Below are 17,464 nucleotides of genomic sequence, written 5' to 3'. Positions count from 1 at the left end.
ATCTTTCGCCGGAGTTGTCAATGTGGCGTGAAATTGAGCCGGAGGCGCGGCATGTCGTCGAGGTCGATGGCTATAAGGTGGTCGCCTACAGCTTTGGCAGCGGCCCTGAGACGGTCTTCTGCCTGAACGGCGGCCCCGGCCTGCCCTGCGACTATCTGCGCGAGGCTCATTCCTGCCTGGTCGACAAGGGGTACAGGGTCGTTGCCTTCGACCAGCTCGGCACCGGCGCCTCAGACCGCCCGACCGACAAGGGTTTATGGACCATCGGCCGTTACGTGGAGGAGACCGAGACCGTCCGCAAGGCGCTCGGCCTCGGCAAGGTCCATATGCTCGGCCACTCCTGGGGCGGCTGGCTGGCGATCGACTATGCGCTGACCTATCCCGAGAACTTGCAGACGCTGATCCTCGAAGATACTGTCGCGGACATGCCGCATCTGATTTCGGAGCTGGAGCGGCTGCGCGCGGCACTCGGCCCGGAAACGGTCGCGATGATGCAGAAGCACGAGGCGCAAGGCACCTATAACCACCCCGAATATCTCGCCGCCGTCACCATACTCAACTATCGCCATGTCTGCCGCCTGCAGGAATGGCCGGCACCGCTCCGCCGTTCGCTCGACGATTGGAACATGGGTCCCTACGAGACGATGCAGGGGCCGAACGAATTTCTCTATATCGGCAATCTCAAGGACTGGAACCGCATTCCGGACCTTCCGCAACTTGCCATGCCGGTGCTGATCACGGCGGGCGAACATGACGAGTTGACGCCGGCCTGCGCGCTCAGGATGAAGCTTGCCTTGAAGGATGCCGAACTCAAGGTTTTCACCAATGCCAGCCACATGCCCTTCTATGAGAACCCGTGGGATTACTATCCGGCGCTCCTCGATTTCCTGTCACGGCATAGGGCAAGCTGATGCAAGTTAAGGTGATCCAATCCCACCGACGACAAGGGGGCGATCGCCGCCATGCATCGCTATAGATTCGTACTGACACGGCCGCTGCAATTCCTGCCCGTCCTCTTCGGCATCAGCGTCATCACCTTCGTTCTGGTCCGCCTCATTCCCGGCGATCCCGCGCGCAATATCCTCGGCACACGCGCCACCCCGACAGCGCTTGCCAGCATTCGGGCGCAATATGGCCTCGATCAGCCGATGTGGATGCAATATTTCTATTTCATCAAAAACCTCGGCAATGGCGAGATGGGCAAATCGATCCTCTACAAGATCGACGTGCTGCCGCTGATTTCGACCCGGATCGAGCCGACGATCGCACTGGTCGTCTCGAGCGTCATCCTGTCGATCCTGATTGCAGTGCCGATGTCGGCGATTGCCGCACGCAATGTCGGTCGCGCACCGGATCATATCGTGCGCGTCGTCTCGACCTTCGGCATCGGCTTTCCGCCCTTTTGGCTGGGGCTGATGATGATCATCCTCTTCAGCGTCCAGCTCGGCGTCCTGCCGGTCTCGGGCTACGGCTCGACGATCGGCGAGAAGATCGCCCATCTCATCCTGCCGGCTCTGACCGTTGCGCTATCGCTTTCGACGGTGCTAACCCGCAGCCTGCGGGCGGCGATGATCGAATCTCTTAAATCGGATGTTGCGACTGCGGCCCGCGCCCGCGGCATGCCGGAGGGTATCGTCTTCTGGCGGCATGTCGTGCCGAACTCGCTGGTGCCATCAATCAACCTGCTCGCCGTCAACATCGGCTGGCTGATCGGCGGCACGGTCGTCGTCGAAAGCGTCTTTGCCCTGCCCGGCATGGGACAGCTGCTGGTGCGCGCCATCTTCTCGCGCGACTACATGGTCGTTCAGGGTGTTGCGATGGTCTTTGCGTGCGCCACGGTGCTGGTCAATTTCTTCGCCGATATCGTCACAGTCGCCGTTGATCCGCGGGTGAAGCTATGAGCATCGAGGCAACAGCGACCGCATCCCTTGGCTGGAACAGATTTTTGGGGAAGCACCTGACGCTGACGCTCGGCGGCGGCATCCTTCTGTTCTTCTTACTTCTGGCGATTTCAGCGCCACTTGTCGCGCCCTATGACCCAATCTTCCAGAATGCCGACATGCGCCTGCAGGCGCCGTCGTTCCTGCATCCGTTCGGCACCGACAATTTCGGACGAGACATCCTTTCGCGCGTCATCTGGGGTGCGCGCATCGATCTGCAGATCGCCGTCATCGGCGTGCTCTTCCCGTTTCTGATCGGCACGACGGTCGGCACCACCGCCGGCTTTTTCGGCGGCATTATTGACGCGCTCTTCATGCGCATCGTCGATATCATTCTCGCCTTCCCCTTCCTGGTGCTGATGCTGTCGATCATCGCCATTCTGGGACCGGGGCTGAGCAGCTTCTATATTGCTATGGCCCTGGTCGGCTGGGTCTCCTATGCCCGCCTCATCCGCGCGCAGATGCTGGTGCTGAAGGGCAGCGATTATGCCGTTGCTGCCGTCAGTCTCGGCTTCAGCCGGCCTAGGATCATGTTCCGCCACCTGCTGCCGAACGCCATTGCCGGCTCGATCGTCTTTTCCATGTCGGATGCCGTTCTGGTGCTCCTGAGCGGCGCGGCCGTCAGCTATCTCGGCCTCGGGGTTCAGCCGCCACTTGCCGAATGGGGTGTCATGGTGGCGGAAGGCCAGAGCTTCATCACCACGGCCTGGTGGATCACGCTGTTTCCCGGCCTGTCCATCGTCTGCCTCGCCTTCGGCTTCAGCATGTTGGGCGATGCACTCGGCGAGCTGCTGGGGGTGCATGAATGAGCGACTCCCTGCTCTCCGTTCGAGACCTCGTGGTCAAGGCAAGACTCGATGGTGGCACCCGCACGCTGATCGACAGCGTTTCGCTCGATCTCGGCAAGGGCGAGATTCTCGGCCTTGTCGGCGAGAGCGGCTCGGGCAAGAGCCTCTTGTGCCGCTCGCTGGTGCGGCTGCTACCCTCGTCGCTTCTGAAGATCGAAAGCGGCTCCATTCGCCTCGAACGGCGAGAGCTCACAGAAATCAGTGACGCCGAGATGCTTAAGGTGCGTGGCGGCGAGATCGGCATGATCTTCCAGAATCCGACGAGCCATCTCGATCCTGTCATGCGCATCGGCGACCAGATCGCCGAAGGCATCCGCTACCATCAGGGGCTCAAAACGCGCGAGGCGCGCGCAGCAGCAATCGAGATCCTTGAGCAGGTCGGCTTTCCTGATCCCAAAAGGCAGTATGACAGCTATCCGCACGAGTTTTCCGGCGGAATGCGGCAGCGTGCCATGATCGGCGTCGCGCTCTCCTGTAATCCTAAGGTCCTCATCGCCGATGAGCCGACGACGGCGCTCGACGTCACCATCCAGGCGCAGATCCTGCGGCTGCTGATCGACATTCGCGACAAGCGCGGGCTTTCGATCATACTTATCACCCACGATCTCGGCATCGTCGCCCAGACCTGCGACAGGATCGCCGTCATGCGCAGCGGCCGGCTGCTTGAACAGGGTCCCAAAAGGACGATCCTCAGCCGGCCTGAAAATCCCTATACGATCGATCTGATCAACAGCCACCCTTCCCTGCCCGACGAAGCGGTGATGACGCAGCCGGAACCCACAAGGCCGGAGAGGTCAGCCAAGCCGCTTCTCGAAATCGATGACCTGCGTGTCGACTTCAGGGTCGGCGGCGGTTTCTTAAAGGGCAGCGGGGCAAAGACGGTCAGCGCCGTTTCCGGCGTCAGCCTGCAGGTCATGCCGGGCGAAACCATCGGCATCGTCGGCGAATCCGGCAGCGGCAAGAGCACGCTTGCGCGCGCCGTCCTCGGCCTTACCCCGATCTCCTCCGGTCATGTGACTTTCGACGGTATCGATCTGACCCAGCAGAAGAGCGCCGGCCTGGCAAGGCTCCGGCGCGAAACGGCCATGGTCTTCCAAGACCCGTTCAACGCACTCAACCCGCGCCTGACGATCGGCCAGACGCTTGCCGAGGTGCTGAAAGTCCAGGGCAAGGTCGCAAAGGCTGAGATCCCAGCACGCATCGGCGAATTGCTCGATCTCGTCGGGCTGGAGCGCGAATTCGCCGATCGCAAGCCGCGCAGCATGAGCGGCGGCCAATGCCAGCGCGCCGGCATTGCAAGGGCACTTGCGGTCAACCCGAAGCTCATCATCGCCGACGAATGCGTGGCTGCCCTCGATGTCACCATCCAGGCGCAGATCATCGATCTCTTCCGTGAGCTGACGCGCAGGATGAACCTGACCTTGATCTTCATCGCCCACGACCTCGCCATCGTGCGCAATCTCTGTGAGCGGACCGTCGTGATGTATCGCGGCGAGATCGTCGAGGAAGGCCGCTCGCAGGAAATCTTCTCCCACCCGAAACATGCCTATACCGCGGCGCTCATAGCAGCCATTCCCGATATCGATCCGGACAGGCCCTTGCATGGCGAACGCGACGCGGCACAGGCAGGGCAGACCCAATCAGCCAAACGCATGCGATAACAACGAAGGGAACAAATTCATGACCAACAAGTGGAAAACAATCGGGCTTGCCGCCATTCTCGCCGGCCTGACGCTGAGCGCGAGCTATGTAGAAGCGGCCGGCGTACTCACCATCGGCCGCCGCGAGGATTCGACGACGTTCGATCCGATCAAGACGGCGCAGAATATCGACAACTGGGTGTTCTCCAACGTCTACGACGTGCTGGTGCGCGTCGACAAGACGGGCACGAAGCTGGAGCCGGGTCTCGCGGAAAGCTGGACGACCTCGGATGACGGTTTGACCTATGTCTTCAAGATCCGCGATGCGAAATTTTCCGATGGCTCGCCGCTGACGGCTGATGATGCGGCCTTCAGCCTTCTGCGCATCCGCGACGATCCGGCGTCGCTCTGGAGCGATTCCTACAAGGTTATCGATACCGCCGTCGCGACTGATCCGCACACGCTGACGATCAAGCTCAAGCACGCATCTGCACCCTTCCTGTCGACGCTTGCGCTTCCGAATGCCTCGGTCATCTCGAAGGCCGGCATGCAATCATTAGGCGCTGATGCCTATGCCGAAAAGCCAATCGCCTCGGGCGCCTTCTCCGTCGAGGAATGGCGCCGCGGCGATCGCATCATCCTGAAGAAGAACCCGAACTTCTGGCAGGCCGACCGCGTGAAGCTCGACGGCGTCGAATGGATTTCGGTACCGGACGACAACACGCGGATGCTGAACGTGCAGGCCGGCCAGCTCGATACCGCCATTTTCGTTCCGTTCTCGCGCGTGGAAGAACTGAAAAAGGACCCGAACCTCAACGTGCTGATCGATCCGTCCACGCGTGAGGATCACCTGCTGATCAACCATGCCCATGGCGACCTCGGCAAGAAGGAAGTCCGCCAGGCCCTCGACATGGCGATCGACAAGAAGGCGATCGTCGACGCCGTTACCTTCCATCAGGGCACGGTTGCAAACTCCTATATCCCCAAAGGCGCCTTGTATTACTATGCGGATAATCCGCAACGCCCCTACGATCCGGAGAAGGCCAAGCAGATGCTTTCGGCAGCAGGCGTCTCCAATCTCACTGTAAAGTACCTCATTCGCGCCGGCGATGAAGTGGATGAGCAGACGGCCGTCCTGGTGCAGCAACAGCTTGCCAAGGCCGGCATTACCGCCAACCTGCAGAAGGTCGATCCGAGCCAGGAATGGGACATGACCGTTGCCGGTGATTACGACATCTCAGTCAACTACTGGACCAACGATATCCTTGATCCGGACCAGAAGACGACCTTCGTGCTCGGTCACGATTCCAACAACAACTATTCAACCAACTACAAGAATGAGGCCGTGAAGGAGCTGGTTGCCAAGGCCCGCCTGGAGCTCGATCCCAAGAAGCGCGAAGAGATGTATGTCGATCTGCAGAAGATGGCGAAGGATGACGTCAACTGGATCGACCTTTACTACAGCCCCTATATCAACGTCGCGCGCAAGAACGTCGATAATTTCCATCAAAACCCGCTCGGCCGCTTCTTCCTGGAAGATACAGTCAAGAATTGACATGGCCCCATGCTCCGCTGTCCACAGGGGCGGCGGAGCATTGCTTTGTAAGATGACCCCTTTCGCAAACCCACGAAGCGGTTATTCTGTCATCTTGATGCGAGGCAAGGATCATTGGCGAATGCACGTGCCGCAAGGTGAATTTCGGGAGCGCATGACGATACTGGGCGACCTTAACGCAGCCTCGTTCGTCCCCTGGATCCAGCGTCACGCCAACAAGCTCGGGCTTTCGCAGACGTTTTTCCATTCCGATGCAGACCGGATCGAATTTGAGGTCACCGGGCCTGTGGAACTAATCGACATGCTGGAAATGGGCTGCTCACTCGGTCCGATCGACGTCTGGGTAGACGAGATTCAGCGCAGGGTCATGAATGACCCGCAGCCATCGCATCTTAGAAATTCCTGATCTATTGCCTTTTATTTAATCATTGTTGCCAATGCGAATTATTTATGCAAAATCTTTGAACGCTACGGGGATGCAGGCATCAGTGCCTGCCTATGACCAGCGGCGCTAAGCCATTGGTGAAATTAGAGAGTTGAGACCATGCCATTTGATGGGGCCGGATCCTGGGCGCCAGTCGCCCTTTCCTCTGATCTGCCGCCAGGAACCGTCATACCGGCCTGGACATCGGTTGGCCCGATTGCCCTGTGGCGCAGTCAGTCGGGCCGCGCAACTGCATCTTCCGATCGCTGTCCGCATCGCGGAATGAGATTGTCGCATGGTTTCGTCCGCGGCGAAGCGCTGTCCTGCATCTATCACGGTTGGAGCTATGCGGTGTCAGGCGGATGTATTCGCATTCCCGCCCATCCGGATCTGGTTCCCCCGGAAACCATTCGTGTCGCCGTCCAGCAAATCGAAGAAGCGGGCGGCATCTTATGGGCAGCCGTCGGACAGCCGGCGACGCAGCCTCCACAGCTTGACGAGCTGGTCCCTTTACGCACTCTAGGCGTGAAAGCGGATGTCGCGGCAATCGAGGCCGCGGCAGGGGCGAAGATCGATGCTAGGGAACTGATCCGCTTGCCGGAATTTCCCTGGATTGGGTTGCTTCTGGCGCCACAGGAAAAGCATGCGCTCCTACTTCTCATGATCGACAGGGATCGCAGCCCGGCAGACCGCATTGCGGCGTCTCGGATTGTCGAATCCATTCGCCGTACGGCGGAAGAGCGCCATAGGGAGATCGCGGAATGAAAGTCGGCGCCATGATGGATGAATGGTATCCTGTCGGCCTCTTCAGCCAACTCAGCGAGAAGGGAAGCAAGACCTGGCTAATGGGCGAGGCGATCGAGGTCGCGCGCGATCGGCATGGCAATGCGCAGGTGATTACTGCCGAGGGAAGGGCCCTCCCCGTCCGGGTGCGGTATGGCCATGTCTGGTCTTCCCTCGGGAACCCGGAGAAGGAGCTTTTCGCCATTCCGGAGGCTGATCAGCCGGGCCGGCGCTTCGTCGATGTCGGCGTGGTCCGTGTGCGCTGCTCGCCGCTTCGCGCCGTAGAGAACTTTCTCGACATCGCGCATTTTCCCTTTGTCCACACCGACATCCTCGGTGCGGAACCGCATACGGAAGTCGAAAACTATAAGGTCGAGATCCGCGAGGGTGTCGATGAAGTCTGGGCAACGCAAGTAAAATTCTACCAGCCGCAGGCTGCAAAATCCGCGACCGGCGGCATTACCACTGAATACATGTATCGCGTGCCAGCCCCGACCTGTTCCGTCCTCTACAAGACATGCCCTCCGCGCCCTAGCGAATGGGACGTCATAACCTTGTTCGTCCAGCCGCTCGCTGAAGACCTATGCGACGTATGGCCGTGGATGGCGCTCTTCGATGATGAAACGCCGATGACGGACCTCATCCACTTTCAGCAGACGATCTTCCTGCAGGACCGCTCGATCCTCGAAAACCAGATACCCGCGCTTCTTCCGCTCGATCCCGGCATGGAAATTCCGACAAGGGCCGACCTCACCTCGGTCGCCTACCGGCGATGGCTCAAGCGCCATAACTATACCTACGGCGCACAGTTGGTCGCACAATGAAACTCTATGACTACATCTTATCGCCGAGTTGCTACAAGATCCGGCTGATGGCCGCGATCCTCGGCATCAAGCTCGACATCCGGCCCGTCGACTTCCATCCCGGCGCGGAGCATCGCGGGCCGGAGCTTATGGCGCTCAATCCGGCGGGCTCCATCCCGATCCTCGAAGATGGCGATCTCGTGCTCACCGAATCCTCGGCGATGCTTGCCTATCTCGCGGCCAATTCTGCGCCGGAATGGCTGGGGCAGGATTCGCCGCAGGAGACCGCGCGCGTGCAGCAGTGGCTCTCCTTTTCGCATCGCCTGACAGCCAATCTTGGTGGCGCACGGCTCCACGAAATGCTCCTGCGACCGGGTGACATTAAGCTTCTACAGGCTCAGGGGATTACTGCCCTGCGCGAACTCGAAGCTGGCCTCTTCGAACAGGGCGAGCGCGGCATGCAATTCCTTGCAGCAAGCCGGGCGACGATCGCCGATATCGCCTGCTTTCCCTATGTCGCGCTTGCGCCCGACGGCGGCATCTCGCTTGACCCCTACCCGTTGATCCGGCTCTGGATGCGCGCCATCCGCAGCCTGCCCGGTTTCATCGAAATGCCCGGCATTCACCGCCTGCACGAGCTGAAACCCGATCCGCACCCGGCGGCGCAGAGGTGATGAAATGACCGGCTACCTCCTGAAAAATTGCGCCGCTGTGATCGTCGATGAGGGCACGGGACCGAGCGTACGCCGAAACGTCGACCTGCTTACCAAGGGTCCGGCGATCCAGGCGATCGGCGAAAACCTGTCGCTGAATGTCCTGCCTGAGGGCACGATCATTCAGGATGCTACCGGCTGGTTCGTCTATCCGGGGCTCGTCAACACCCATCACCACTTCTTTCAATGCTTCGTGCGCAACCGGGCGGATCTCGACTGGACGAAACTTTCCGTCATCGAATGGCTCGACCGCATCTATCCGATCTTCTCGCGACTGACAGAGGATTGCTTCTATCATTCCTCGGTCACCGCCATGGCCGAGATGATCAAGCATGGCTGCACCACCGCCTTCGATCATCAATATTGCTTTCCCCGCCATGCCGGAAAGCGCCTGATCGATCGCCAGTTCGAAGCGGCGAAATTGCTCGGAATGCGCTTTCACGCAGGCCGCGGCGGCAACACCCTGCCGAAGTCCGAGGGGTCGACGATCCCGGATGCCATGCTCGAAACCACGGATGAGTTCATCGCTGATTGCGCGCGGCTGATCGACAGCTATCACGATGCCGGCCCCTTCAGCATGCGCCAGGTGGTGGTCGCACCTTGCCAGCCGGTCAATTGCTATCGCGAAACCTTCGTCGAGTCGGTTGCGCTGGCGCGCGATCGCGGCGTGCAGATGCACACACATGTCGGCGAAGGCGAAAGCCCGGTCATCGAGGCGCGGCATGGCATGCGCACGGTCGACTACTGCACCGAATTGGGCTTTGCCGGCCCTGATGCATTCTACGCCCATTGCTGGGAACTGACGCATGACGAGTTGCGCAAGATGGCGGCAAGCGGCACCGGCGTCTCCCACTGCCCGGAGCCGGTCTACCTCGTCGGCGCCGAAGTGACCGATATCCCGGCGATGCAGGCTTTCGGCCTGCGCATCGGCCTCGGCTGCGATGGAGCCGCATCGAACGACAACTCGAACCTCATGCACTGCATCCATTCCGCCTACATGCTGCAGTGCCTGACGGCCTCGACGCGTCAGCACTCGGTCCCCGCCCCGCTCGATTTTCTGCGCTATGCGACAAGCGGAGGCGCAAGCCTGCTCGGGCGCACCGATATCGGCCGTCTCGCCCCGGGCATGGCAGCCGACCTCTTCGCGATCGATACGCGACGGATGGACTATGTCGGGACTCGGCATGACCCGCTGAGCCTGATTGCCAAGGTCGGGATCGGCATGCCCACCGATCTGACCATGATCAACGGACGCATCGTCTGGCAGGGCGGTGAATTTACCGGACTGGACGAGGCTGCGCTGTTTGCCGCGGCCGAGGCAGCACTTGCAACAGTAGAATTCTGAAAAACCAAAAGGGGAACTGGGATGCAGAAGAATCTGACCCGCAGAACATTGATGAAGAGCGCGGCTGTTGCAGGCCTCGCAACGGCCTTTACCGGCCGCTCTGCCTTTGCCGCAAGCGAACCGCTCGGCATCACGCTCGTCGTGCCCTCGCCGATCGGCGATGTCGGCTGGGGCCATGCGCTGGCCGCGGGCCTTGATCCGATCAAGGCCGCCTATGGCGACAAGGTCAAGGTGACGGTGATCGAGAACATTGCCGAAGGTCCGGATGCGGACCGCATCATGAACAAGACGGTCGCCGATGGAAACCATTTCCTGATCGCCGGCTCGTTCGGCTATCAGAACGGCGCGCTTCAGGTTGCCCGTCGCAATCCGAAGGTCAGCGTCCTGCATGCCTCCGGCTTCCAGGTCGCACCGAATTTCTCCCCATTCGCCGCCAAGTATTTTCAAGGAACTTACCTGCTTGGCATGGCGGCTGCCGCCGTCTCCAAGACGGGCAAGCTCGGTTCGGTCTCCGCCTTCGCGATTCCCGAACTGATCACGTCGGTAAACGCCTTCACGCTCGGCGCACAAGCGGTGAAGCCAGACATCGAAGTATCGGTCGTCTGGGTCAATTCGTGGTTCGATCCCGCCAAAGAGCAGGAAGCGGCCAAGGCCTTGATCTCGCAAGGCTGCGACGTGATCTTCTCGAACGCGCAGGATACGCCCTCGGTCATATCGGCCTGCGAGGAAGCCGGTGTCTACGCCTTCAACCTGAACTCCTCGATGAAGAAATATGCGCCGAAAACCTATCTCGGCTGCGTGTCCACGGATTGGTCGCCGTTCTTCAAGGCATCGGTCGATGCCCATCTCGCCGGCACGTTCAAAGGCGCCAACGCGTTTCTCGGCGTCGCGGAGAAGGTCGTCCAGGTCGTTGACTGGAGCACGGCAATCCCCGCCGATACCATGGCAAAGATCAAAGAAACCGAAGGCAAGATCGCAAGCGGCAGCTTCTCGCCGTTTACCGGCCCGATCACCAAGGCCGACGGCAGCGAGGGAGCGGCTTCGGGCGCGACATTGACGGATGCCCAGATCGTCGCGATGGACTGGCATGTCAAAGGTGTGAAGACGCCTTTGCCGAAGTAATCACGTCATGACCATTCCGCTGCTGTCGCTGCGCGGCATCTCCAAAAGCTACGGCCAGGTCCATGCTAACAAGCATATCGACCTGGACGTGGCCAAGGGCTCGATCCATGCCATCCTCGGAGAAAACGGCGCCGGCAAATCGACCCTGATGAAGCTAATCTACGGCGTCGAACAACCGGACGAAGGGACTATCGCCTGGCATGGGCAGCCTCTCAGCCTTGCCTCCCCTGCGGAGGCGAGGCGTACCGGCATCGGGATGGTCTTTCAGCATTTCTCGCTGTTCGAGAACCTGACGGTCGTCGAGAACATTCGCTTGATCGTGGCTGGCCGCAGGGCCGAACTTGCGCGGCGCATCCGCACATTGGGGGATGAATTCGGTCTCGAAGTCGATCCGCTCGCCCATGTGCACGAACTGTCTGTTGGCGAGCGGCAGCGGGTGGAAATCATCCGATGCCTAATGACCGATCCGAAGCTGCTGATCCTCGACGAGCCGACATCGGTGCTGCCGCCGCAGGCCGTAGGTAAGCTGTTCGAGACGCTGCGCCGGCTGCGAGACGGCGGCGTCTCGATCCTCTTCATCTCGCACAAGCTGGAGGAGATCCAGTCCCTGTGTGACCGCGCCACCATCCTGCGCGCCGGACATGTGACCGGGCATGTGGATCCGCGCGAGCATGACGGCCATGATCTCGCCCGCATGATGATCGGCCGCGACATGCCGGAAGCAATCCCTGCATTGCCTATGGCCGAAGGCGAAAAGCGCCTGGAACTCATTGGCCTCGATTACCGACCCGACGATCCTTTTGGCATGCCGCTCTCCACCATCAGCCTGACGGTGCGCAGCGGCAAGATTCTGGGCATTGCCGGCATTTCCGGCAATGGACAAAAGGAACTGGCGGCCCTGATTTCGGGGGAAACGACCCTGCCGCGGGACAAGCGCGACCAGATCTTCATGATGGGGCACGACGTGGGTAGTCTCGATGCGGCGAGCCGTCGAAAACTCGGCTTTGCCTTTGTCCCGGAAGACCGGCTGGGGCACGGCGCCGTCCCCGAAATGTCGCTGACGCTCAATGGTCTGCTAACGGCTCATCCCTTGAGGCTCGTGAAACATGGCCTCCTCGACAGCGGCAAGGCGACCGACTTCGCAAACGAATGCATCCGGAACTACGACGTGCGCACGCTCGGCCCGGATGCGGAAGCAGGCTCGCTTTCCGGCGGAAACCTGCAGAAGTTCATTGTCGGGCGCGAAATCATGCTGGCGCCGAAACTGCTGTTTCTCGCGCAACCAACCTGGGGCGTCGATGTGGGCGCGGCCTCCGCCATTCGCAAGCGGCTGATTGAGCTGCGCAATCAGGGCATGGCCATTCTCGTCATATCGGAAGAACTCGAGGAGCTGTTCGAACTCAGCGATTTTATCCAGGTCCTTTATCACGGCAGGCTGAGCCCGCCGCTCGTCACGCGCGATACCCACCCGGAAGAGATCGGTCGATACATGATCGGCGTACAGCCCCAACGCGAGAAAGCGCCCGCATGAGCAGTTCCTTCTCCGCCGTCCTGCCCACCCTGGTTCGACGGGAACGAGCCTCGCTGACTGCGAAATTGCTCGCGCCGCCGATTGCCCTCGTCGTGACAATCGCCCTCAATCTTGGCCTCTACATTGCGATGGGCCGCGACCCGGCGGCGGTGATCTACGCCATGCTGATCGAGCCGTTCGTCTCGTGGGCATCATTCTCAGAGGTATTGCTGAAGACCGGTCCGCTACTTCTGATCGCACAGGGTCTCGCGATCGGCTTTCGAACGAAGATTTTCAACATCGGTGCCGAGGGCCAGTTCATTCTCGGGGCAATCTTCGCCTCCGCCATACCCATCTGGATGCCGCAGGCAACGGGCCAATGGATCTGGCCGGCGATGCTGTTGCTCGGCACCCTCGGCGGCGCGCTCTGGGCGTCTCTCACCGCCTTCTGGCGTGTCAGGCTCAATGCCAACGAGATCCTCGTCTCGCTGATGCTGAGCTTCGTCGCCGCGCAATTGCTCAATTATCTGCTTCTCGGGCCATGGAAAGATCCGAACGGCTTCAACTTCCCGCAGTCGGTCATGTTCCAATACGATGCCATGGTGCCAATCCTATTTGAGGGAACGCGGGTCAATGTTTCGTTCGTGTTTGCCCTTGCTCTGTCGATTGCCGCATGGATCTTCATGCAGAAGAGCTTCGCCGGCTATAAATTGCAGGTCGGCGGACTGGCGCCCCGCGCGGCGAGCTATGCCGGCTTCAAGGAGAGTTGGGCAATCTGGCTCTCGCTGATCATTGGCGGAGCGGCGGCCGGCCTTGCCGGTGCTGCCGAGGTTGCCGGCCCGCTTGGCCAGCTGCAGCGTTCGATCTCGACCGGATATGGCTACGCCGCAATCATCGTCGCTTACCTCGGCGGCCTCAATCCCATCGGCATCGTCATTTCCTCGATCGTCATGGCAGCGCTCTATATCGGCGGCGACAACGCCATGGTTTCCGCCAATCTGCCGATTGCCGCCGTCCGCGTATTCCAAGGCAGCCTGCTCCTCATCTATCTGATCGCCATGGCCTTCGTGCGCTACCGTATCGTATGGCGCCCCACATCCGCACGGAGCACATCATGAGTGCTGTCGAGTTCATTCTTGCGGGCATGTTGGCGGCCGCAACACCGTTTCTGCTGGCAGCCCTGGGCGAGCTTGTCGCAGAGCGCGCCGGTGTCCTCAATCTTGGTGTCGAAGGGCTGATGGCGCTCGGTGCCGCCATCGCCTTCATCGTCGTTTATCACGGCGGCGGCCATTTTCTCGCCTTCCTCGCCGCTGGCTTAGGAAGCGCTCTCCTTTCGATGATCTTTGCCGGGATCATCCTGGGTCTCAACGCGAACCAGGTTGCAGCCGGCCTTGCTCTCGGGATTTTCGGCCAGGGCCTCTCGGCGCTATTCGGCAAAAGTTATGAGAGCCTGACCATCACGACGCTGCCAAAGATCGCGATCCCCGGGCTGTCGGACATCCCGGTTATCGGTGGCCTCTTCAACCAGGATATCGTCGTCTGGATCTCGCTTGTCGTGACGATCGCCATATGGGCGCTGTTTGCCTACGGCAAGGTTGGCCTGGTGCTGCGCGCGGTCGGTGAAAACCCGAAAGCCGCGCATGCGATCGGCTATCCCATTATTGCGATCCGTTTCGCCGCGGTTGCATTCGGCGGCATGATGGCAGGCTTCGCCGGCGCTTATGCCTCCACGATCTATACACCGCTCTGGGCGGACGGCATGATCGCCGGGCGTGGCTGGATTGCCATTGCTCTCGTCGTATTCGGAACCTGGCTGACGGGGAGGATCTTCCTGGGCGCCTGCCTGTTTGGTGCGGTATCGCTTATGGGGCTTGCCGCCCAGGCGACAGGATTTGCCGTCCCCTCACAACTCCTGGCGTGCCTTCCTTATCTCGTGACGATCATCGTCCTCGGCATTATCTCGGCCGACCGCCGCCTGCTCAAGCTTAACGGTGTCGCCTCCCTCGGCGAGCCATTTGAGCGTTAAAGCAATTCCAGAAAAAATGCGCACCGGCTTTCCGGCCGGATGCGCATAGAACCAAAGAGCGTTCACGCAATTCGAAGAAATGCGTGAACGCTCCGACTATCTTTGCGCAATCAGGTGGTACGTTCTGCCGCGCGGGGACGCCATTTGATCAGACGAGCCTCGACGAAATCCAGGACGAGATCGATCAGCAGGACGAACACTGCCAGGATGAAGATCCCCGCAAAAACGCCGACGGCATCGAAGTTCCCTTCAGCCTGCGCGATCAGGTAACCGAGACCGGCCGATGCACCCAGATATTCACCGATGATGGCACCAACAACCGCAAAACCGACGGATGTCCGAAGCGATGAAAGAATCCAGCTCGCCGCAGCCGGGAAATAGACATGGCGCAGCAGTTCGGATTTCTTCGCGCCGAGAATGCGGGCATTGGACAGCACCACGGGATTGACTTCCCGCACGCCCTGCATCGCGTTGAAGAAGGTTACGAAGAACACGAGCGTGACGGCAAGGGCCACCTTGGACCACAGGCCCAAGCCGAGCCACAGGACAAAGATCGGGGCAAGGACCACACGCGGAATGGCGTTCAGGCCTTTGATGAACGGATCGAAGATTCGGGCAGCGGAGCGTGACAATCCGAGCCACACGCCTGCAGCAACGCCAAGTGCCGTGCCAATGACGTAGCCGAGCACCGTTTCTGTCAGGGTAATGGTCACATGCTTGAAGAAGCCTGGATCTGTGACCCATGTGAATACCTGTTTCAGAATATCGACAGGCGAGGGAAAGAAGAAGACATCGACCACGCCCAGGTTCACGCCGATCTCCCAACCGCCGACAATGACCAGCAGCAATGCCAGTTGGGTAAGTCTCTCAGTCATGGCGTTCATAGCTTTTCTCCACTTCACCGCGCAGGGAAGACCAGATATTGCGATAGAGTTCGGTAAAGCGGGGATCGAGCTTGATCTCCGCGACATCGCGAGGCCGCTCCAGATCGACAGGGAAACTGTCGATGACACGCGACCGGGGACCCGAGGCCAGAACCACAACGCGATCCCCCAGAGCAATCGCTTCCTCAAGATCATGGGTAATCAGAACCACTGCCCGCTGCTCTTCCTGCCATAGCCGAAGCAGCTCATTCTGCATCAAATGCCGGGTATGAATGTCGAGCGCGGAGAAAGGTTCGTCCATGAGGATAACCTTCGGCCCGGTTATCAGCGCCTGCGCCATTTGCACACGCTTACGCTGGCCGCCCGAAAGCTGGTGCGGATAGCGGTCCTCGAAGCCCTTAAGCCCGACCTTCGCCAGCCATTTAAGGGCTCGCTCCCGGCGCTCGCCCGCGCCGACGCCTTGGAACATCGGCCCCAGTTCCACATTTTCGATCGCGGTTTTCCAGGGAAGCAGAGCATCCTGCTGAAACAGATAGCCGATATTATTCTGGATGCCGGAGACCACGCTGCCATCGATGGAGACCGAGCCCTTTGCCGGCTTCAAAAGACCTGCGATCGCATTCAGGATCGTACTTTTGCCACAGCCCGTCGGCCCGACGATAGCGACGAATTCGCCATCGGCCACCGCCAGATTCACATCCTGGACCGCGACGAAGGAGCCAAAGGCCATGGTGACATTTTCGATTGCCACCATCGCTTTGGGTGACGCCGCCGCATGCGGTGTCTGTGCTGCCGGCTTTAAGGCTGTCACGGACATCTTAACCTCCCTCAGTTCGATGCCGTCGCCGGCACCTTAGCTACAAATTCGTTGGTATAGGTCTTGGAAAGGTCGATCTTGGCAGCCTTGACCTTGTCGTTGAACGACGTCAGGACATCGAGAGGCGTCTTGATATCTTGTTCGTCCAGCAGCCCATCCGTGGAAAAGATCTGCCGGGCGTTTTCAACTGCCTTGATATATGTCTCCTTGTCGCCCGAAATGAATTCAGGCGGGAGCTTCTCGACGATCTCTGCGGCGCTGTGCGTCTTCATCCATTGAAGCGCTTTTACCGTTGCATTGGTGACCTTCTGAATGGTCTCCGGATTTTTGGAAATGTAGTCCTGGGTGGCGTAGAGCACCGATGTCGGATAGATGCCACCATAGATTTCCTTAGCGCCATCGTCGTTGCGAGCATCGATCAGGATCTTTCCGACACCCTTCTCGACCACAAACGTTGCCGCAGGATCGTAATTCACGAGCAGATCGATCTTGCCCTGCTGAAGCGCTGCCACTGCTGCGGCGCCCGATCCGACGCCGATGATCGAAACGTCGTTCGCCGACAGCTTATGCCGCTGAAGATAGTAGCGAATAAAGAAGTCCGAGGACGATCCCGGAGCGGTGATCCCGATCTTGGCGCCCTTAATGGTCTCCGGATTTTTCGGGTCGAATTTCGCTTCTTTGCCGCCGGCCAGCACCAGCCCGGAATTGCGTCCGAGCTCCACGAAGGCGACAACATGCTTGTTCTGAGACTGCATCTGAATCGTATGGTCGTAAAAGCCGACAGCAACATCCGTCGAGCCGGCGACCAGCGCCTGCAGGGTCTTCGATCCGCCCGACGCGAAGTTTTCGACGGTGACCTCCAGGCCCTCTTTCTCATAAAGACCCAACCCCTGCGCGACCGGGAAAGGCAGGTTGTTGAGGTTGTAGGAACCAACGCTGATGCGCACAGGTTCCGCGAAAGCCGTTCCGGATAGCGCGACCGCCGCAGCGAGTGCGAGAATAAGCTTTTTCATTCGATCTCCTCCATTTTGGCACCCTCCCGGCACCATAGGTT

17 protein-coding genes are annotated in these 17,464 nt (G+C 60.0%); 14 read left to right on the top strand and 3 right to left on the bottom strand.

Annotated elements, in window-relative coordinates:
- Window positions 1-20: 20 nt before the first annotated feature.
- The 14 genes from FHX05_RS15145 to FHX05_RS15080 all read left to right on the top strand — a co-directional run bounded on the left by FHX05_RS15145 (window position 21) and on the right by FHX05_RS15080 (window position 14,709).
- Window positions 21-911, top strand: coding sequence for a proline iminopeptidase-family hydrolase (locus tag FHX05_RS15145; protein WP_183872665.1), 891 nt, complete (start codon window positions 21-23; stop codon window positions 909-911).
- 51 nt (window positions 912-962) lie between these two features.
- Window positions 963-1,901: an ABC transporter permease gene (locus tag FHX05_RS15140; protein WP_183872663.1), complete on the top strand. Its 939-nt coding sequence runs from the start codon at window positions 963-965 to the stop codon at window positions 1,899-1,901.
- Window positions 1,898-2,749: an ABC transporter permease gene (locus tag FHX05_RS15135; RefSeq protein WP_183872661.1), complete on the top strand. Its 852-nt coding sequence runs from the start codon at window positions 1,898-1,900 to the stop codon at window positions 2,747-2,749. The genes FHX05_RS15140 and FHX05_RS15135 overlap by 4 nt, the downstream gene beginning before the upstream one ends.
- Complete coding sequence (locus tag FHX05_RS15130; protein WP_183872659.1) at window positions 2,746-4,449, top strand: ABC transporter ATP-binding protein; 1,704 nt, start codon at window positions 2,746-2,748, stop codon at window positions 4,447-4,449. Before FHX05_RS15135 ends, FHX05_RS15130 begins: the two co-directional genes overlap by 4 nt.
- 19 nt (window positions 4,450-4,468) lie before the next feature.
- Window positions 4,469-5,983, top strand: coding sequence for an ABC transporter substrate-binding protein (locus FHX05_RS15125; protein WP_183872657.1), 1,515 nt, complete (start codon window positions 4,469-4,471; stop codon window positions 5,981-5,983).
- Window positions 5,984-6,104: 121 nt separating this feature from the next.
- Complete coding sequence (locus FHX05_RS15120) at window positions 6,105-6,389, top strand: acylphosphatase (RefSeq protein ID WP_183712000.1); 285 nt, start codon at window positions 6,105-6,107, stop codon at window positions 6,387-6,389.
- Between the two features lie 138 nt (window positions 6,390-6,527).
- Window positions 6,528-7,172, top strand: a complete 645-nt coding sequence (locus FHX05_RS15115; RefSeq protein WP_112609895.1) for a Rieske 2Fe-2S domain-containing protein — start codon at window positions 6,528-6,530, stop codon at window positions 7,170-7,172.
- Window positions 7,169-8,014: an aromatic ring-hydroxylating dioxygenase subunit alpha gene (locus FHX05_RS15110; RefSeq protein WP_112609893.1), complete on the top strand. Its 846-nt coding sequence runs from the start codon at window positions 7,169-7,171 to the stop codon at window positions 8,012-8,014. The genes FHX05_RS15115 and FHX05_RS15110 overlap by 4 nt, the downstream gene beginning before the upstream one ends.
- On the top strand, window positions 8,011-8,667 hold the full coding sequence (locus FHX05_RS15105; protein ID WP_183872655.1) for a glutathione S-transferase family protein: 657 nt from the start codon (window positions 8,011-8,013) through the stop codon (window positions 8,665-8,667). The genes FHX05_RS15110 and FHX05_RS15105 overlap by 4 nt, the downstream gene beginning before the upstream one ends.
- Before the next feature lie 4 nt (window positions 8,668-8,671).
- A complete protein-coding gene (locus tag FHX05_RS15100) occupies window positions 8,672-10,051 on the top strand; it encodes an amidohydrolase (RefSeq protein ID WP_183872653.1) in 1,380 nt (459 codons plus the stop codon).
- Window positions 10,052-10,072: 21 nt separating this feature from the next.
- Window positions 10,073-11,173: a BMP family ABC transporter substrate-binding protein gene (locus FHX05_RS15095; RefSeq protein WP_183872651.1), complete on the top strand. Its 1,101-nt coding sequence runs from the start codon at window positions 10,073-10,075 to the stop codon at window positions 11,171-11,173.
- A 7-nt stretch (window positions 11,174-11,180) separates the two neighbouring features.
- The gene (locus FHX05_RS15090; RefSeq protein ID WP_183872649.1) at window positions 11,181-12,704 is read left to right on the top strand and encodes an ABC transporter ATP-binding protein; all 1,524 of its coding nucleotides are present in this window, start codon (window positions 11,181-11,183) and stop codon (window positions 12,702-12,704) included.
- Window positions 12,701-13,801: an ABC transporter permease gene (locus FHX05_RS15085; RefSeq protein WP_183711979.1), complete on the top strand. Its 1,101-nt coding sequence runs from the start codon at window positions 12,701-12,703 to the stop codon at window positions 13,799-13,801. Before FHX05_RS15090 ends, FHX05_RS15085 begins: the two co-directional genes overlap by 4 nt.
- Window positions 13,798-14,709, top strand: coding sequence for an ABC transporter permease (locus FHX05_RS15080; RefSeq protein WP_183711977.1), 912 nt, complete (start codon window positions 13,798-13,800; stop codon window positions 14,707-14,709). The genes FHX05_RS15085 and FHX05_RS15080 overlap by 4 nt, the downstream gene beginning before the upstream one ends.
- 110 nt (window positions 14,710-14,819) lie before the next feature.
- On the opposite strand, the gene FHX05_RS15075 is transcribed toward FHX05_RS15080, so the two are convergent.
- From FHX05_RS15075 to FHX05_RS15065, 3 genes are read right to left on the bottom strand one after another with little or no spacing between them, the layout of a single operon-like run.
- Window positions 14,820-15,593, bottom strand: a complete 774-nt coding sequence (locus FHX05_RS15075; protein WP_183872647.1) for an ABC transporter permease — start codon at window positions 15,591-15,593, stop codon at window positions 14,820-14,822.
- A complete protein-coding gene (locus FHX05_RS15070) occupies window positions 15,577-16,410 on the bottom strand; it encodes an ABC transporter ATP-binding protein (RefSeq protein ID WP_183872645.1) in 834 nt (277 codons plus the stop codon). Before FHX05_RS15070 ends, FHX05_RS15075 begins: the two co-directional genes overlap by 17 nt.
- Before the next feature lie 11 nt (window positions 16,411-16,421).
- Window positions 16,422-17,423: an ABC transporter substrate-binding protein gene (locus FHX05_RS15065; protein WP_183872643.1), complete on the bottom strand. Its 1,002-nt coding sequence runs from the start codon at window positions 17,421-17,423 to the stop codon at window positions 16,422-16,424.
- Window positions 17,424-17,464: the final 41 nt, after the last annotated feature.

Source organism: Rhizobium sp. BK491 (assembly GCF_014194925.1).
GTDB lineage: Bacteria > Pseudomonadota > Alphaproteobacteria > Rhizobiales > Rhizobiaceae > Rhizobium.
Note: the sequence above shows the minus strand (reverse complement) of the source record. Positions and strands in the feature narration are given on the sequence as shown.

What these genes read in the sequence shown, in the direction of transcription:
- FHX05_RS15145 (WP_183872665.1), top strand. Translation starts at nt 21, where the DNA reads ATGTGGCGTGAAATTGAGCCGGAGGCGCGGCATGTCGTCGAGGTCGAT.
- FHX05_RS15115 (WP_112609895.1), top strand. Translation starts at nt 6,528, where the DNA reads ATGCCATTTGATGGGGCCGGATCCTGGGCGCCAGTCGCCCTTTCCTCT.
- FHX05_RS15090 (WP_183872649.1), top strand. Translation starts at nt 11,181, where the DNA reads ATGACCATTCCGCTGCTGTCGCTGCGCGGCATCTCCAAAAGCTACGGC.
- FHX05_RS15130 (WP_183872659.1), top strand. Translation starts at nt 2,746, where the DNA reads ATGAGCGACTCCCTGCTCTCCGTTCGAGACCTCGTGGTCAAGGCAAGA.
- FHX05_RS15075 (WP_183872647.1), bottom strand. Translation starts at nt 15,593, where the DNA reads ATGAACGCCATGACTGAGAGACTTACCCAACTGGCATTGCTGCTGGTC.
- FHX05_RS15085 (WP_183711979.1), top strand. Translation starts at nt 12,701, where the DNA reads ATGAGCAGTTCCTTCTCCGCCGTCCTGCCCACCCTGGTTCGACGGGAA.
- FHX05_RS15140 (WP_183872663.1), top strand. Translation starts at nt 963, where the DNA reads ATGCATCGCTATAGATTCGTACTGACACGGCCGCTGCAATTCCTGCCC.
- FHX05_RS15135 (WP_183872661.1), top strand. Translation starts at nt 1,898, where the DNA reads ATGAGCATCGAGGCAACAGCGACCGCATCCCTTGGCTGGAACAGATTT.
- FHX05_RS15125 (WP_183872657.1), top strand. Translation starts at nt 4,469, where the DNA reads ATGACCAACAAGTGGAAAACAATCGGGCTTGCCGCCATTCTCGCCGGC.
- FHX05_RS15065 (WP_183872643.1), bottom strand. Translation starts at nt 17,423, where the DNA reads ATGAAAAAGCTTATTCTCGCACTCGCTGCGGCGGTCGCGCTATCCGGA.
- FHX05_RS15120 (WP_183712000.1), top strand. Translation starts at nt 6,105, where the DNA reads ATGCACGTGCCGCAAGGTGAATTTCGGGAGCGCATGACGATACTGGGC.
- FHX05_RS15080 (WP_183711977.1), top strand. Translation starts at nt 13,798, where the DNA reads ATGAGTGCTGTCGAGTTCATTCTTGCGGGCATGTTGGCGGCCGCAACA.
- FHX05_RS15105 (WP_183872655.1), top strand. Translation starts at nt 8,011, where the DNA reads ATGAAACTCTATGACTACATCTTATCGCCGAGTTGCTACAAGATCCGG.
- FHX05_RS15070 (WP_183872645.1), bottom strand. Translation starts at nt 16,410, where the DNA reads ATGTCCGTGACAGCCTTAAAGCCGGCAGCACAGACACCGCATGCGGCG.
- FHX05_RS15095 (WP_183872651.1), top strand. Translation starts at nt 10,073, where the DNA reads ATGCAGAAGAATCTGACCCGCAGAACATTGATGAAGAGCGCGGCTGTT.
- FHX05_RS15100 (WP_183872653.1), top strand. Translation starts at nt 8,672, where the DNA reads ATGACCGGCTACCTCCTGAAAAATTGCGCCGCTGTGATCGTCGATGAG.
- FHX05_RS15110 (WP_112609893.1), top strand. Translation starts at nt 7,169, where the DNA reads ATGAAAGTCGGCGCCATGATGGATGAATGGTATCCTGTCGGCCTCTTC.